This is a genomic window from Vibrio sp. 10N.261.46.A3 (assembly GCF_041472995.1).
Classification (GTDB): domain Bacteria; phylum Pseudomonadota; class Gammaproteobacteria; order Enterobacterales; family Vibrionaceae; genus Vibrio; species Vibrio coralliirubri.
In genome coordinates, this window is the sequence record NZ_JBFRRH010000029.1 from 46,637 (window position 1) to 62,342 (window position 15,706).

The window sequence follows — 15,706 nt, forward strand, 5'->3', positions numbered from 1 at the left end:
GCCTCGTTTCGAAAAGTATTTCTTTTTATGAAAGCACTAATAAGACTATCACTGAGCATCTGCACGCTGAGCTTTCTCGCAGGATGTGGTGAGAGTGTGAATCACGAGCAAATCCGTGAAAAAGGCTTCATTTATTGCGGCCAAGGTAATCCTAGTACCTTCAATCCACAGCTGGTTGATAGTGGTATTACCGCAGAATCGCTGAGTCCTCAAATCTTCGATACACTGCTCACTCTTGATCCGATGACGTACCGACCAAAACAGAACTTGGCGACAAGTTGGTCTGTTGATAAATCAGGTACAGAGTACACGTTCAAACTGCGCCCAAATGTTGCGTTCCAAACGACAGACTGGTTCACCCCAACTCGTAGCATGAATGCACAAGATGTGGTGTTTAGCTTTGAACGTGTCATTGATAGTTCAAACCCATTTCATTATGTGGGTGGCGGCCTATATCCGTGGTTTGCCGGAATCGACTTCAAGAACCTGATTGTCGATATCACCGCAGTCGACGACCTAACAGTGAAATTCCAATTAAGTCGCCCAGACAATTCATTTCTCAATAACATCGCCACCAGCTATGCGGTCATTCACTCTAAAGAGTATGCCAACAAGCTCATTGCAGCGGATGAGAAAAATAGAATCGATTCCAACCCTGTCGGCACTGGCCCTTTCTACTTGGATGAATACCAAATCAACGACCTAGTGCGCTTGAAAAAGAACAAGCACTACTGGAAGGGTGAAGTACAAATGGATCAGGTTGTGTTCGATACGTCACAACGTGGAACGGGCACACTTGCCAAGCTTCTGCGTAGTGAGTGTGACGTGCTCAACTCTCCGATTTCTAGCCAAATCCCTATTATTCAGGCCCATGAAGAGTTGAAGATCTCTGCCACTCCGGCGGTTAATGTCTCTTTCATCGCGCTGAATACTGAGCACCCTGCACTGCGTGACTCTCGAGTTCGTAAAGCGCTCAATTTAGCCATCAACCGCCAGAACATTCTTGATTCTGTGTATTACGGTACAGGAACCAAAGCCTACACCTTGCTTCCTCCTACTTCTTGGGCTCACCAAAAAGACAGTGTTCAAGTTCGCTACGACCGAAACTATGCGGTTGCGCTTCTTAAAGAAGCCGGCGTTGAACCTGGGTTAGAGCTTTCAATGTGGGTACCACTAGAGCCACGCGCATACAATCCAAGTCCAAGAAAAACGGCAGAACTGATCCAAGCAAACTTAGCCGATATTGGTATTGAATTGAAACTCTATACCGACGACCGATTTGACCGCACACAGTTGTCCTCTATTTCCTCAACAGACTTGTTGCTTACAGGCTGGATAGGCAATACCGGTGATCCAGACAACTTCTTGCGCCCGCTGCTCTCATGCAGTTCCGAGCGCGCAGGGTTAAACGTCTCGATGTGGTGTAATTCAGACTTTGATTTCCTTCTCGACTTAGCATTAGAGATCAATCAACAAAGGCACCGTGTGAACTTGTACCGACAAGCCCAAAACATTCTCAATGAAGAAGTTCCTGTGATTCCTTTAGCTCATGGCGTGCAATTCCGCGTGCACGATCGTTCGCTAACAGGCTTTAAAGCAAGTCCCTTCAATGCCCAACCTTTTGATCAAGTCAGAAGAGAGGTGCAGTAATGTTTTGGTATACCTTAAGACGTGTAAACTTATTCGTTATTACGCTAGGGATTCTGACCTTAGTGGGTTTCTCCCTGCTTCGATTAGACCAAACCTCACCATGGGCAATTCAAGATTTTTGGCCCGGTTGGATTAGCTATATCACTGAATTATCGACGCTAAACTTTGGCCTAAGTAAACACGGTGTACCTATCATCGATGAGTTGGTCGTGGTATTCCCTGCAACGCTAGAGCTGTGCTTCTTTGCCTTTGTGTTGGCGCTCATCATCGGTATCCCTTTTGGCACCATTGCTGGTATGAGACAGGGTAAGTTTGTTGATACCACCATATCGTTCACCTCAATGGCCGGCTACTCTGCACCTATATTTTGGGTTGCGTTGCTGATGATCATGGTGTTTTCACTGCACTTTGAAATGTTCCCAGTTGGTGGCCGATACGACCTACTTTACGAGATTGAACACGTGACTGGCTTCGCGATGATTGACGCCTTTTTTGCCGAAGGTCGCTACCGTGCACACGCACTACAAAGTGTTATCGAGCACATGGCGTTACCTTGTCTTGTTTTAGCGCTAGCGCCAACGACTCAGGTCATCCGATTGATGAGAGCGTCAGTGGCTGAAGTAATGACGCAAAACTACATCCGCGCTGCGCGAATTAAAGGTCTTTCAACAAGAGAGATCATCACACAGCACGTGCTAAGAAACGCGATACCTCCGATTATTCCAAAGGTCGGCGTTCAACTATCAAGTATGTTAACGCTTGCTATTATTACCGAGTCTATCTTTAACTGGCCGGGCATTGGTCGTTGGTTGTTGGATGCCTTATCGAATCAAGATTACGTTTCAATTCAAGCAGGCGTAATTGTGGTAGCAACCTTGGTTTTGACCGCCAACATTATGTCCGATCTACTGGGCGCGATGATCAATCCACTGGTAAGGAAGGAATGGTATGCTAACAAATAACGTCTACCAAGAAGAACAGATTCCAACCCAGTTCGAACGTTTCTGGCGCAGTTTCCGCAGCAATAATCTGGCTATGTTTGGCTTGTGGTGTTTGGTGCTTATCATTCTGGTCACCGTCACTTCACCGTGGCTAGCCCCGCATGATGCACAAGAACAAACCGGTCACCTATTAACGCCGCCCTCTTGGGATCCAGCGGGAACGGTTGAATACTTTCTAGGTACGGATGACTTGGGCCGAGACATTCTCTCTCGCTTGATTATTGGATCTCAGCTTACCTTCGGCGCAGCAGTGGTGATTACCTTTATCGCAGCCGTCATTGGTTGTCTGATTGGTGTACTTGCCGGGATGACTCGTGGGTTACTTTCAAGCACACTAAACCACCTGCTTGATACCGTTATGTCGATTCCATCTCTTCTGCTGGCAATTATCTTCGTGGCATTCCTTGGCTTTGGCGAGTTCAATATCTTGCTCGCCTTGTGTTTGGCACTGATTCCGCGCTTTATACGCTCGGTGTACATTGCCGTGCATGCTGAAGTAGAAAAAGACTATATTCTGGCTTCTCGCCTTGATGGTGCGAACGATTTTTACCTGCTATGGAACTCAATCCTTCCGAACATTCTTACCGTGATCGCACTTGAAGTGACGCTTGCGCTGTCAGTCGCAATTCTTGACATCACGGCCTTGGGCTTCTTAGGGCTTGGCGCTCAAGCACCGAGTACCGAATGGGGCTCAATCTTGGGTGATTCGGTCGAGTTGATTTACCTTGCGCCATGGACAGTTACCCTACCCGGCTTAGCTATTATGTTTACAGTGATCGTGATTAACCTCGTCGGTGAAGGTGTTCGCCAAGCGCTAAATGCAGGAATCGAATAATGCCGTTACTTGATATTCGACATCTAACCATCGAGATTGAGACCCCTCAAGGGATGGTTAAAGCAGTAGATCGAATGAGTATTACCCTCAATGAAGGGGAAATTCGTGGCTTAGTAGGTGAATCAGGCTCAGGTAAGAGCTTGGTTGCAAAAGCGATTGTCGGGGTTTGTAAAGAAAACTGGAAGGTTTCCGCAGACCGAATGCGCTTAGGTAATATCGACCTACTGCAACTGACGCCGAAAGAAAGGCGCCGAGTGATTGCCCGCGATATTGCGATGATCTTCCAAGAGCCATCGACCTGTCTTGATCCTTCTGAAAAAGTAGGCAACCAGCTCGTTGAAGCGATCCCTTCCCATTCGTTTGAAGGTCGTTGGTGGCAACGATTTAAGTGGCGTAAGAAGCAAGCGATCGCGTTACTGCACAAAGTCGGCATCAAAGACCACTCTCGCCTAATGGACAGTTACTCTTATGAGCTGACCGATGGTGAGTGTCAGAAAGTCATGATCGCAATGGCGATCGCTGCCAAGCCAAAAGTCTTGATTGCTGATGAACCGACCAACGATTTGGACCCAATAACTCAGTCTCAAATATTGCGTCTGTTAAGCCGTATGAATCAGATCAATAACACCACCATCGTGCTGATCGGCCATGACTTAACCACCATTACCCAATGGGCAACCCGCATTACCGTGATGTACTGTGGTCAATCGGTAGAATCCGCTGATACGCCGAAGCTGTTGGACGCACCCAAGCACCCATATACCGTTGCTCTGCTAAAAGCGATGCCTGACTTTAACGATTGGATTCCTCATAAAGAGAAGCTCCAGTCTTTGCCAGGGTCAATTCCACCGCTGCAACATCTTCCTATTGGTTGTCGATTAGGGCCTCGCTGTCCATACGCGCAAAGGCAGTGTGTCGAGATCCCACATACTAAACGTATCAAGAACCATAAGTTTAACTGTCACTTCCCTCTGAATATGGAGAAGAAAAAGAAATCATGAGTGCATTATTAGAAGTCAGTGATTTGTCTAAAGACTTTACGACTCGCTCTGGTCTTTTCCGTAAAAAGATTCATCAAGCCGTAAAGCCAGTGAGCTTTAGTCTTGAAGCTGGACAGACGATTGGTTTTATCGGCCAGAATGGTTCTGGCAAATCAACATTAGCCAGAATGCTCGCAGGCATGGTTGAACCAACCGCAGGCGAGATCCGCGTGAATGGCGAAAAGCTAGAACACAAAGACTACTCGACTCGTTGTAAGCTGATTCGAATGATCTTCCAAGATCCGAATACGTCACTTAACCCACGCATTCAGATCGGTCGAATTCTTGAAGGTCCATTAAAGCGAAACACCAACATGCCACCAGAAGCCCGTATGCGTCGTGTGAAAGACACACTACTGCGCGTGGGCCTTCTACCGGAACATGCTTACTTCTACCCTCAGATGCTTGCTGCGGGTCAGAAACAGAGGGTTTGTTTGGCTCGTGCCTTAATACTTCAACCATCCATCATTGTCGCTGATGAAGCTTTAAATGGTTTGGACATGGCAATGCGCTCGCAAATCATCAATTTGTTCTTAGAGTTACAAGAAGAGATGGGCGTATCGTTCGTTTATGTATCTCAACACCTCGGTATTGTGAAGCACATTACCGACAAGATCATCGTCATGCACGAAGGCAATGTGGTTGAGAGTGGGGAGACGGATCAAGTGTTGACCAATCCAACTCACCAAATCACCCAAAGATTGGTTGAGAGCCATTTCTCCAAAGCACCCAACCACTAATCTGGAATCACGCTGCATTCAGCAGAGGGGAAAAGTATGTTACAAACAGCTTCAATGCTTCCCCTCTTGTTGGTGCTGTTGTCCTTTAACGCGACAAGCACACCGATCACATGGCTAGATAGAAGCTTCGTCGAAACTGCCTTTTATAACGTCGCGCTTCAACACGAATACTCCCAAGGCAACAAGCCGCTCGCCAAGTGGAAACAACCTATCAAGATTTGGATCGATCATCGAGTGGGCGATGAGGAACTGCATCAAGAGCTCACAGAGCTTCATATCCAACACTTATCTGAAGTCACCCAGCATCCGATAACAATCGTCAGTAAAGAGTCCGAAGCGAACGTTAAATGGATATACACGAGGCAGAATCAGTGGGTATCTGAGGCGAAATCGGTACTCAAGCTCAAATCAACTCAGCATTTAAATAGCGCCATCTGTACGGCGGGTTATCGAACCAATGCTAAAGGTGAGATTGTATACGCTGGGATTGTAATCCCCGTTGATCAGGCCAGATCGCGAGGTAAGCTAGTTGCCTGTATCGTGGAAGAGATCACACAGGTTCTTGGCCTGCCGAATGATTCAGATAAAGCCTACCCTTCTATTTTCAACGACCATACACCAGAAGACTTATTATCGCCCTTAGACGTGGTGCTACTGCAACTACTGTATGAACCAGAATTAAAAGCTGGAATGACAAAATCTGAAGTAAAACCTATCGTTCGAAAGATACTCAAGAGGTACAGTAAAACAGGTGTGCTTCAACAAGCTTCTAAAGCCGCACAGCAAGCGCCTTTGTATCAGTTGATTGGGTATTGACGAATATACGTTGGAAGTAACTTAGATGGGATAATTGAATGATAGCGCTGCCTAAGAAAGGCAACGCTGACTTACGATGTTACTGTATTACGAAAGAACTAGCGCTTAGCAGCCTGCTTTTTCAATTCGAAATCGAACTCATCCGGGAACAAGATAACGCCTTCTTCTTGCTCGTTCGGGAATACTACAACAGCAAGTTCGTCGTCTTCTAGACCGTTCGTCCAGCGACTGTGCCATTTGTTCAACGAAATAGACTCAGCTTTACACTCAGACCAATCACCCGTTGCCCATGATTCTGCGAACTCTTGGTTTGGCCATACTGGAACACAATCTTCATCTTCTGTGTTCAGCATTACACAACCGTGTTCATCGGTTAAGATCCATACTTCACGATTTGCTACGATTTCTTTCACACAGTATTTCAAGCGTTGCTCGCCCGTATACTTGTTGATTTCAGCGATTTTTTTATCGTCTAGCTGTGTAGTCATCTTAATTTCCTACTTTAGTCAGTAACTTTGCTCTTAAAGCTATTTTATGCCGAGTGTTTTTAACTTCAAACATTATCGATGAAGAAGAAAGTCTACTTCAAAGAAAAACGCCTGCTAAATAAGCAGGCGTTTAATATTAAGCGACTTGATTAAACAAGCTCACCTTGTAGCCAAGGCCAGCCTTGCTTCTTACGGCTTAGTGTATTTTCCATCATCAATACGCCGTCTTTCTCGTGCTTAACCAATTTCTCAGCCCACTCACCTTTGTATAGAAGGCGAGTTTGAGCAGTAGTGATATCTGTTAGCATTACCGCAGCAAATGCTAGACCGTCTTTCTCACAACGCTCTTCAAGATCAGCTTCTAGAGCTTCGATCATGCCGTCTACTTGCTCAAGAGTCGCAAGTTCAACTTGACCAACAACAACATCACGACCGTTGAATGGGTAGCCTTTAAGGTCTTTTTCTACTAGCTGTGCAGCAGATAGGCCTTCGATGTTTGTTTTAGCGATTAGAAGCGCTTTGATGAATGCATCAACGTCAGTTACGCCAGCGATTTCAGCAAGCTCAGCAACTGCGTCTTTGTCTTTTTGAGTACATGTTGGAGAAGCGAAACCAACTGTGTCTGAAAGAATTGCAGACATCATTAGTTTAGCGATTTGTTGAGAGATTGCGTGACCTTCAATCTTGAACATGTTGAAAAGTACAGTGTTTGTACAACCAACAGGCCAGATCCAAGCTTCCATTGGGTTTACTGTCATCACGTCGCCTAGACGGTGGTGATCGACAATACCTACGATCTCTGCATCAGCAACATCATCTGGTGCTTGTGCTAGGTCTGAGTAGTCTACTAGCCAGATTTTCTCACCAGCAACAGAAGTACGAAGCTCTGGCTTTTCAGCACCAGCGACTTCTAGAATGTGTTGAGTTTCGCGGTTGATCTCGCCTTGGCGAATTGGTGTCGCTTCCTCGCCACGAGCTTTAAGAAGCTCTGTTGCAACTAACGCACTACAAATACTGTCACTATCAGGGTTTTTGTGACCAACAACTAAAATCATGTTTCTTCCTATTACACTAACAATTATGACTCTACCTTTAGAGCCTCTCTTTATTAGCCATACTTTACCTCATTTTTTTAGATTGGTCATGTTTCGTGGGTTTAGCCAATAGTAACAATAGATAAAAAACAACAAATGCAATTGATAATTATTATCATTCGTATATATTTATCTTAAGCCACTAATTTTGAGTAACACCTATGGATCGACTAATCTCTTTTTTGCCCAGCAGCAGCGCTGCGAAAACAACTCAGTTTTCACTGTCATTTAAGCGCCTGCTTTTGCCTATCTCACTTTCAGCTTTAGTAGCGGCTCCTGCCACGCGAGAATTAACGGTCACCACCTTGTCAGACGCCTTCTGGGCAGTGTCTTGTTATGTCGCTTTAACCTTGGCTATTTACCACTGGTTAAGCCTGTACATCAACAAAGATAACGTCTTCAATAAGCTCGTCCATCAATCTCGTTCAAACCAAGTGGTATTCGCGGCTCTCATGGGGGCGCTACCCGGCTGTGGCGGTGCGATAGTGGTGACCACACAATTTATCTCGGGAAAACTCGGATTTGGTGCAGTAGTTGCGGTGCTCGTCTCAACCATGGGTGACGCGGCGTTCCTACTCATAGCGAGCGAGCCGAAGACAGGTTTAGCCATGATGGCGATGGGCGTGATTGTGGGTACTGCGTCAGGCCGAATTATTAACTTATTTCACGCAGACGACTTCTTACGCCCGAAACAAGCAGAAAAAAATGAAACCACCAACAGCTGCGCTTCTCAGTCTCAAGACAAAGAATCGGTCTCTAAAAAAGCGATAAACCTGCAAGGTTACCTTTGGTCTGTACTGATTGTTCCTGGTGCTGCCGTTGCCCTACTTGGCTCTTTTCAAGTCGATGTGAACGAGCTGCTCGCTTTGCCTGAAATGTCGATGGAATGGGCGGGGACAATTTTGCTAATCAGCTCGATGTTTCTATGGGGGCTGACCCGTGAAATTGAGGATTACAAATCAGCCGTGAGTGAGGACGAAAAATGTATAGGCTCTCACCCATTGCAAAAGACCGCTCAAGATACAAACTTTGTCACCGCTTGGGTGGTGGTTGCCTTTCTTTTCTTTGAATTTGGCTCTGTGATAGCAAATGTCGATTTTGCGACGCTATTCTCAAGCTGGGGCATCATGCTCCCCCTGGCTGGCGTGTTGATGGGTTTGCTACCGGGCTGTGGGCCACAATTATTGGTGACTAGCTTATACCTTTCAGGCGCACTGCCACTTTCGGCTCAGGTAGGTAACGCAATTTCAAATGATGGTGATGCACTATTTCCTGCGATTGCGATGGCTCCTAAAGCTGCACTGGTCGCGACCTTATACTCTAGTGTACCCGCACTAATCTGTGCTTATGGATACTGGTTTATGTTTGAGATCTAACTTGAGTACAGTTAACTCCATAGGCTTCTGTAAGGTCGGTACTTTGTATCGGCCTTTTTGTTTCCGTCTGCTTAAGTCTTTCCACAGGTTCTTTTTACATTCCCTTCCTGCCCCACTGTTTCTACTACTGCTCTCAAACATCACGTTACAGCCTGTCTCAAAAACGCCCTCTATTAGCCCTGTACAATGCTTATTTAGAAACACCAACTCTGATATCAAAAATACAAAAAGCCCCTGTAAGAGCACTTACAGGGGCTTTAATTCAAGCTTTAATCTTAGCTTTTAAGCGAGATGCTTAAGAAACTTCGATTGGACCGCCGAATGAAGTTACTGGAGGCAGTTTGCCTTGGAACTTCTCGAAGTCTACCAAACATGTGTTTGCTGACGTCGCTTGAGCAAGTTCAGACGTACCGATGTCTTGAGTCAGTGTGTTTGGATCGCCGTATGTATCTAGCGCGCCCACTTTCTCGTTAATCGGACCGTACCAAGCACCTTCTTCGATACGAACAACACCAGGAGCGTAGCTATCCATTAGAACAGCACCTGCTAGTAGTTGACCACGGTCGTTGAACACACGTACTACGTCACCATCTTTGATGCCTTTCTTCTTAGCATCTACTGGGTTGATGTAGATTGGCTCACGGCCTTGTACCGCGTAAGTCGCACGCCACTCTTCAGATTCACACATCTGAGAGTGAAGACGCTTGTCTGGGTGACAAGATTGTAGCCAGTACGGGTGTTTGTCAGAGCCTGGACCACCGTGTGAACGTTCAGATTTCTCGAACCACATTGGGTGTTCTTGACAGTGCTCGTAACCCATATTGCCAACAGTACGGCTTGTGATTTCGATGAAACCAGAAGGAGTACCTAGTGCGTTGATCTCTGGATCTTCACGGAATGAAGCGTGACGAGTCCATGGCTTACCTTTACCGAAGTCTAGGAAACCTTTCTCCCAGAACTCAGCAAACTCAGGCATTTCGAACTTGCCTTGGTTTTCCGCGCGACATTCGTCGTACAGAGATTTAACCCACTGCATTTCGTCCATACCACGGGTGTAATCGTCGTAACGGCCCCAACGCTTAGTCAAGTTAGACATGATCTCGAAGTCAGTCTTAGACTGGAACAGAGGATCCACTAGCTTGTGCATTGCGATCAAACCACGACCAGAATATGCGCCGTAACCATCGATATCGTTACGTTCCCACTGAGTACAAGCTGGAAGAACAATATCAGAGTGACGACAAGTTGCAGTCCAAGCGAAATCAACAGCCACTACAGTTTGTAGGCTCTTGAATGCTTTACGCATCTTGTTGCGATCTTGGTGGTGGTGCCACGGGTTGTTACCACTGAATACCATCATCTTGATGTCAGGCAGTGTCACTGTCGCGCCGTTTGCTTTGATCTTCTTACCTGGCTCTAGCAAGCTATCTACCCAACGAGCAACAGGGATTACGCGGCTGTAACCGTTGTAATCTGTGTTGGTGTACTTAGGCGTTTGACCTTGGTCGATGTTCAGCGGGAAAGAACCCGGAGCACCGAAGCCAGTTGAAGATACACCGATACCAGAGTAGTGGTGACCGTAAGAGATACCACCGCCCGGAAGACCGATTTGGCCAACCATTGCTGCGATAACTGCACACATCCAGTAAGGCTGTTCACCGTGCTCTTGACGTTGGATACTCCAACCAACAAGAATCTGTGTACGACCGTTAACCAGCATCTTAGCGAAGTCACGGATAGAGTCCGCGCTTGCGCCACAGATAGCAGAAGCCCACTCAGGAGTCTTCTCAACTTTATCTTTCGTTTCACCTTGAACGTACTTGATGAAATCTTCAAAACCTAGACAGTAAGTTTCGATGAACTTCTTGTCGTATAGGCCTTCGTTGTAAAGAACGTGAGCAACACCAAGCATGAACGCCACATCAGTTTGTGGGTTGATGTACATTTGCTCGTTTTCTAGGTAACGGCCTGTTTTGTTTTTAACAGGGTCAACAGAAACAACGTTGATCTCTTTCTTAGCAACTTTTTCTTTCAGCTGTTCTAGGTATGCGAACGACTCGTGCGTCTCACATGTCCAACCTACTTGCAGGTTTTTAACTGGATCGTTACCCCAAAGAACAATGTTGTCACTGTTTTCTAGGATAAGTTCCCAAGATGTACCTTGCGCGTAAACTTCAGTCGAACCTAGCACGTAAGGCATGATCGTTTGACCAGCACCTGTTGAGTAGTCACCGATTTTCTTCACAGAGTAACCGTGAAGTGCCATTGCACGTTGCATGTGGTTAGTACAGCTGTGGAACTGACCTGTTTGTCTCCAACCAGTTTGACCTGTGTGAAGCGCCCATGGACCGTAATCTTTCTGTACGCGCTCTAGCTCGCGGTAAACAAGGTCTAGTGCCTCGTCCCAAGTCACACGAATAAAGCGGTTGTTACCACGCGTGTCTGCGCTGTACTTATGCTTCTTCAACCAATCTAGGCGAACCATTGGGTAACGCACACGTGATGGGCTGTAGATAATACCTTTAATACCTTTCAGCATCTCTGTTGGGTGCTGATCGATTTCTAGAGGTTTAATTTCTTGTACTTTACCCGCGTAAACGCGAGCTCGGAATGTACCCCAGTGAGAACCAGAGACTTTCCACGCGCCGTCTGTTTCTGCAGCAGATGCTGAAGCCGACGCCAATAAGCTTGGACCGATAACCGATGCCGCACTTGTCGTCGCGACACCTTTCAGAAAACTTCTTCTTGTAATTGCCATTGTGTTACTCCAATTGACGTCTTATTAGTGATGGCCTTCAGAAAAATCTGATGAGTGCTTCTGTAGATACTTAAGAACAAGTGCTTCTGTATCTGTATCGAAGTTAACGAATGCAATCATACCATCTAGCATGCCTACCCAACCGTTAGCGCTGAAGTGAGCTTCATCTGGCTGTGAGTGACACGTTGAACAGTTAGATTGGTACGCTTGACCAGCTGCGTTCCAGATTGGATCGAAGTTATCAACCATAGACTCTTTCTTCATCCAAAGTGCTAGGTTAACTTCTTCCCAAGGAAGGCCAGTTAGCTCATCTTCTTTCTTCTCACCAACAGTGATTACGTCACTTTGAGATACTTCTTTCGTCAAGATTGCAGTCGAGATGTTCATACCGAAGTCTTCTTGGATTACACGTCCGAAGCCTTTCGCTTTGCGCCAACCGTCGATTTGAATCTTGATCATGTCACCTTTTTCGTCGATCACAGCAACTTTACTTGCAGGGCTTAATAGACCCGCTTCAACTTCAGCTGTTTCATCAGTGTACATTGGTAGGTGACGAATAGAGATCACGTCTGAACCATTTGCGTAAGATGTGCTGCTTGCTACGTTTTCTAGCTCGCCAACAATACCGCTCGCTGATGCCATATCTAATGGAAGGTTGTGAGCAATACCTTTGTGGCAGTCAACACAGCTTTGATCACGCTCTGCCGCGTTCTTCATCTGGATACGCGCTGTTGGGCGCATGTTTTCGAAATCCATTGAATCGTAGTTGTGACAGTTTTTACACTCTAGAGATTTGTTCGAAGAGAAACGATCCCATTCGTGTTTAGCCAGTTCGATACGACGAGCTTCGAATTTCTCAGGCGTATCTAGGTCACCAAATACTTGAGCGAATACTTCTTTAGATGCTTGCATCTTACGAGCAATTTTTGCTGTCCATTCATGTGGAACGTGACAGTCAGGACAAGTAGCACGTACACCAGAAGTGTTTTTCCAGTGAACCGTTTCTTGTAGTTCTACGTATACGTTGTCACGCATAGTGTGACAGCTTACACAGAATTCTTCTGTATTTGTGTGCTCTAGAGCTGTGTTAAAACCGCCCCAGAAAATAACACCGGCGATAAAGCCACCCATAGTTAGTACACCAAGACTGATGTGTACCGCTGGGCGAGTCATTGTGCGCCATAATTTAACTAAAAATGATTTCATGTTTAGCTCTCTTAAATATTGATTTTAAAAAATGTTGTTACTAGAGGGCATTACATGCCGCCGTGAGCACCAGGAGGTCCGAATACAAACACTTGCAGTGCCCAAACTAGGAAGCCGTAACCACCTACAAAAGCCACACTTAATATTGGAAAGAGAACCACCGCGATGAAGAGGAAAGACTTCCACTCCAACGAGCGTTTTTCGCCAGTTTCAATTTTATTAACATCACTCATACATTTTGCCTATTTTGTATTTAGTAATTTCGAGTAACCCATTCTATGGGGCTAAAGTTCTTAAGTATCTAACGACAAATTTTAGACCATACTCAAAGTAGGGTTCAATCAAATCTCCCGTTATAACCCTTGCTAATCAATACTTTTTTGAGCTCATCCAAACTTGTTTTTAGTTAAACAAAGTTATTAAAAAGTATTAACAAATGTGAAGAATTAAGTATATTTCACAAATGTTAATTTCTAACACCTATGCAACCGCATTGTAACTAATTTTAACGTTTTACCTACTAAGTAGTAGCCAAAAATGCCTCAAACAACCAATATTTTGTGGTTTGATTGTTAAATTATTGAGTATCTTTTGAAGCAACGGCTGAGAAGCTGAAATGCATCATTTGGCACTTTCAGATATGATGGGGACCTACTTAAAAGGAAACATTATGCAAGACGTTATTGATATATCTTGGTGGCAGTTATTGTTCTTCAGCTCACTTCTCTTGCTACCCATTACCATCAACCACAAGTTAAAACTCGGCCTTGGCAAAGAAGCTTCTATCAGCATAATTCGTATGGTTATTCAGCTATTCCTGGTTGGACTTTACCTAGAATACTTGTTCACTTTGAATAGTTTGTGGGTCAATTTGCTGTGGTTATTTGCGATGATTATCGTCGGTGCAAGCTCGATTGTTGAAAAATCTAGACTGCCAAGAAACCTACTTTTGGCTCCTGTCGCCGTTAGCCTTGCGGTAACTTGTGTACCTATTGTCTTGTTCATCTGCTTTTTCATCATTAAACCAACACCGGTTTTTAACGCGCAGTACCTTATCCCGATCGCAGGGATGTTATTGGGTAATAGCTTAAGCAGTAATATAGTGGCATTGCAGAACCTGTTTGGTGCTTTTGAAACACAGAAATCAGAATATGAAGCCGCAATCGCGTTAGGTGCGTCTCCTACTTATGCTGCTGCGCCTTTTGTACGTAATGCAATACAGAAAGCGATGTCCCCTATCATGGCCTCTATGGCAACCACAGGCCTAGTAACGCTGCCGGGAATGATGACGGGACAAATCTTAGGTGGTGCTTCGCCGATGATCGCGATTAAGTATCAACTGATGATCATGCTGGCAATTTTCGTGATGATGAGCTGCTCTTTAGCACTTGCACTTCACCTCTCATTGAAGACATCTTTAACCAAAGAAGGGCGAGTTCTCGCTCAAATACAGCCTTCGAAATAACCTCCCTACTCCACTTAGATCTGGTTACTCACTGAATTTGAGACAGGTTATCCACAGAAACTGTGGATAACCAAATCAATATAGATCCTTTTTTGTCCATTTCGACCCAAGGAAAGATCATCGCCTTTGATCTTTGGGTGATTTCAAAGACATATACACACATGGTGATCAGCGCTGTTGAATGTTCAGATGATCATTAGAGAGATGAAGAAGTAGGTTTTCCACAAATAAAAAACGGCCTGCAATGCAGACCGTCTTGTAAATGTCATAAGTCAGTTCAGTGTTTCCACAGAGCGTTAACTCATTTCGTCAACTGAGTTAGTCACGCCATCTTTGTCGATAGCGCCACCTTTATTAGTCACGTAGGTAGATCAACCAGTACCACATACCAACAAAGATACCGCCGCCAATGATGTTACCGATGGTAACGGGCAGCAAGTTGTTCATCAGAAAGTCCATCATGTTCAGATCAACATAGTCCGCTGGGTTAGCGCCTGTCATTGTCCAAAATTCAGCTGGAGCAAATGTTTTGATGCCGATAGCTAAAGGCACTTGGAACATGTTCGCAATACAGTGCTCAAAACCAGCCGATACGAACATCGCAACAGGCAAAATCATTACCGCAATTTTGTCAGTCAGTGTGCGTCCACTAAACGTCATCCATACCGCGATACAAACCAATACATTACACATGATGCCGAGCGCGATAGCTTGGATAAAATCGTGGTGCATCTTATGTTGGGAGATCGCCATTGCATTCAAACCCACTTGGCCGTGGTCGAACATGTACTGTTTGGTCAGTAACATACAAGCCACCAGCAGCAATGCGCCAATCAAGTTACCTACATAAACCGTAGCCCAGTTCTTAACGAGCGTGCGCCAAGTAATCTTGCCACTTGCACGAGCAACCAGAGTCAGCACCGAACTGGTAAATAGCTCACCACCGGTAACAACAACGAGAATTAAGCCCAAGCTAAATGCAAGGCCACCTAATAGGCGAGTAATACCCCACGGCAAATCACCAGCACCAGTCGTTACGATGGTGTAAAACACAAACGCAATACCGATATGGATGCCAGCGGAAATCGCTAGGAGAAAAGATTTGATTGGATCTTTGGTTGCTTTACCTACGCCAATATCTGCAGCGCGCTCAGCCATTTGTGGCGGTAATAATGAGTCAAATTGGTTTAGATTCATGATGATTTACATTTTGAAACATGTCGTCGGGAGCGCGATA

Annotated in this window: 14 protein-coding genes; 8 read left to right on the forward strand and 6 right to left on the reverse strand. The window is 45.4% G+C overall.

All coding sequences use genetic code 11. The annotated features are described in order from the left end of the window. Positions 1 to 27: 27 nt before the first annotated feature. Genes sapA through AB4484_RS08590 form a run of 6 tightly spaced genes read left to right on the forward strand, consistent with a single transcriptional unit; the run spans position 28 to position 6,082 of the window. Positions 28 to 1,650 carry an ABC transporter substrate-binding protein SapA gene (gene sapA / locus AB4484_RS08565; protein WP_048614481.1) on the forward strand — a complete coding sequence of 541 codons (1,623 nt, stop codon included), beginning with the start codon at positions 28 to 30 and terminating at the stop codon, positions 1,648 to 1,650. Further along, positions 1,650 to 2,612: an ABC transporter permease subunit gene (locus AB4484_RS08570; protein WP_048614483.1), complete on the forward strand. Its 963-nt coding sequence runs from the start codon at positions 1,650 to 1,652 to the stop codon at positions 2,610 to 2,612. Before sapA ends, AB4484_RS08570 begins: the two co-directional genes overlap by 1 nt. After that, on the forward strand, positions 2,599 to 3,486 hold the full coding sequence (gene sapC, locus AB4484_RS08575; RefSeq protein ID WP_017065331.1) for a putrescine export ABC transporter permease SapC: 888 nt from the start codon (positions 2,599 to 2,601) through the stop codon (positions 3,484 to 3,486). Before AB4484_RS08570 ends, sapC begins: the two co-directional genes overlap by 14 nt. Further along, positions 3,486 to 4,487, forward strand: coding sequence for an oligopeptide/dipeptide ABC transporter ATP-binding protein (locus tag AB4484_RS08580; protein WP_017060305.1), 1,002 nt, complete (start codon positions 3,486 to 3,488; stop codon positions 4,485 to 4,487). Before sapC ends, AB4484_RS08580 begins: the two co-directional genes overlap by 1 nt. Beyond that, positions 4,484 to 5,266, forward strand: coding sequence for an ATP-binding cassette domain-containing protein (locus AB4484_RS08585; RefSeq protein ID WP_017060304.1), 783 nt, complete (start codon positions 4,484 to 4,486; stop codon positions 5,264 to 5,266). The genes AB4484_RS08580 and AB4484_RS08585 overlap by 4 nt, the downstream gene beginning before the upstream one ends. Before the next feature lie 36 nt (positions 5,267 to 5,302). Then, positions 5,303 to 6,082 carry a DUF2927 domain-containing protein gene (locus tag AB4484_RS08590; protein ID WP_372077548.1) on the forward strand — a complete coding sequence of 260 codons (780 nt, stop codon included), beginning with the start codon at positions 5,303 to 5,305 and terminating at the stop codon, positions 6,080 to 6,082. Between the two features lie 98 nt (positions 6,083 to 6,180). On the opposite strand, the gene AB4484_RS08595 is transcribed toward AB4484_RS08590, so the two are convergent. After that, positions 6,181 to 6,570, reverse strand: coding sequence for a DUF2750 domain-containing protein (locus AB4484_RS08595; RefSeq protein ID WP_004734596.1), 390 nt, complete (start codon positions 6,568 to 6,570; stop codon positions 6,181 to 6,183). Positions 6,571 to 6,719: 149 nt separating this feature from the next. Beyond that, complete coding sequence (locus AB4484_RS08600; RefSeq protein WP_017060302.1) at positions 6,720 to 7,625, reverse strand: manganese-dependent inorganic pyrophosphatase; 906 nt, start codon at positions 7,623 to 7,625, stop codon at positions 6,720 to 6,722. Positions 7,626 to 7,825: 200 nt separating this feature from the next. On the opposite strand from AB4484_RS08600, the gene AB4484_RS08605 reads away from it, so the two are divergent. Next, the gene (locus AB4484_RS08605) at positions 7,826 to 9,040 is read left to right on the forward strand and encodes a putative manganese transporter (RefSeq protein ID WP_372077550.1); all 1,215 of its coding nucleotides are present in this window, start codon (positions 7,826 to 7,828) and stop codon (positions 9,038 to 9,040) included. A gap of 295 nt (positions 9,041 to 9,335) precedes the next feature. On the opposite strand, the gene torA is transcribed toward AB4484_RS08605, so the two are convergent. The 3 genes from torA to torE are packed head-to-tail and all read right to left on the reverse strand — an operon-like array spanning position 9,336 to position 13,237. Further along, complete coding sequence (gene torA, locus AB4484_RS08610; RefSeq protein ID WP_372077552.1) at positions 9,336 to 11,798, reverse strand: trimethylamine-N-oxide reductase TorA; 2,463 nt, start codon at positions 11,796 to 11,798, stop codon at positions 9,336 to 9,338. A gap of 24 nt (positions 11,799 to 11,822) precedes the next feature. Then, complete coding sequence (gene torC / locus AB4484_RS08615) at positions 11,823 to 13,004, reverse strand: pentaheme c-type cytochrome TorC (RefSeq protein ID WP_017060299.1); 1,182 nt, start codon at positions 13,002 to 13,004, stop codon at positions 11,823 to 11,825. Positions 13,005 to 13,054: 50 nt separating this feature from the next. Further along, a complete protein-coding gene (torE, locus tag AB4484_RS08620) occupies positions 13,055 to 13,237 on the reverse strand; it encodes a trimethylamine N-oxide reductase system protein TorE (RefSeq protein WP_008222628.1) in 183 nt (60 codons plus the stop codon). 437 nt (positions 13,238 to 13,674) lie between these two features. Between torE and AB4484_RS08625 the strand changes: the two genes are divergently transcribed. Continuing rightward, on the forward strand, positions 13,675 to 14,469 hold the full coding sequence (locus AB4484_RS08625; protein WP_048609403.1) for an ABC transporter permease: 795 nt from the start codon (positions 13,675 to 13,677) through the stop codon (positions 14,467 to 14,469). Positions 14,470 to 14,823: 354 nt separating this feature from the next. Here AB4484_RS08625 and focA read toward each other — a convergent pair whose 3' ends face one another. Beyond that, on the reverse strand, positions 14,824 to 15,666 hold the full coding sequence (gene focA / locus AB4484_RS08630; protein WP_048614492.1) for a formate transporter FocA: 843 nt from the start codon (positions 15,664 to 15,666) through the stop codon (positions 14,824 to 14,826). Between the last annotated feature and the right edge of the window lie 40 nt (positions 15,667 to 15,706).

Excerpts from the sequence above, each read along its gene's own strand:
- sapA (WP_048614481.1), top strand. The coding sequence starts at position 28 with ATGAAAGCACTAATAAGACTATCACTGAGCATCTGCACGCTGAGCTTT.
- AB4484_RS08570 (WP_048614483.1), top strand. The coding sequence starts at position 1,650 with ATGTTTTGGTATACCTTAAGACGTGTAAACTTATTCGTTATTACGCTA.
- sapC (WP_017065331.1), top strand. The coding sequence starts at position 2,599 with ATGCTAACAAATAACGTCTACCAAGAAGAACAGATTCCAACCCAGTTC.
- AB4484_RS08580 (WP_017060305.1), top strand. The coding sequence starts at position 3,486 with ATGCCGTTACTTGATATTCGACATCTAACCATCGAGATTGAGACCCCT.
- AB4484_RS08585 (WP_017060304.1), top strand. The coding sequence starts at position 4,484 with ATGAGTGCATTATTAGAAGTCAGTGATTTGTCTAAAGACTTTACGACT.
- AB4484_RS08590 (WP_372077548.1), top strand. The coding sequence starts at position 5,303 with ATGTTACAAACAGCTTCAATGCTTCCCCTCTTGTTGGTGCTGTTGTCC.
- AB4484_RS08595 (WP_004734596.1), bottom strand. The coding sequence starts at position 6,570 with ATGACTACACAGCTAGACGATAAAAAAATCGCTGAAATCAACAAGTAT.
- AB4484_RS08600 (WP_017060302.1), bottom strand. The coding sequence starts at position 7,625 with ATGATTTTAGTTGTTGGTCACAAAAACCCTGATAGTGACAGTATTTGT.
- AB4484_RS08605 (WP_372077550.1), top strand. The coding sequence starts at position 7,826 with ATGGATCGACTAATCTCTTTTTTGCCCAGCAGCAGCGCTGCGAAAACA.
- torA (WP_372077552.1), bottom strand. The coding sequence starts at position 11,798 with ATGGCAATTACAAGAAGAAGTTTTCTGAAAGGTGTCGCGACGACAAGT.
- torC (WP_017060299.1), bottom strand. The coding sequence starts at position 13,004 with ATGAAATCATTTTTAGTTAAATTATGGCGCACAATGACTCGCCCAGCG.
- torE (WP_008222628.1), bottom strand. The coding sequence starts at position 13,237 with ATGAGTGATGTTAATAAAATTGAAACTGGCGAAAAACGCTCGTTGGAG.
- AB4484_RS08625 (WP_048609403.1), top strand. The coding sequence starts at position 13,675 with ATGCAAGACGTTATTGATATATCTTGGTGGCAGTTATTGTTCTTCAGC.
- focA (WP_048614492.1), bottom strand. The coding sequence starts at position 15,666 with ATGAATCTAAACCAATTTGACTCATTATTACCGCCACAAATGGCTGAG.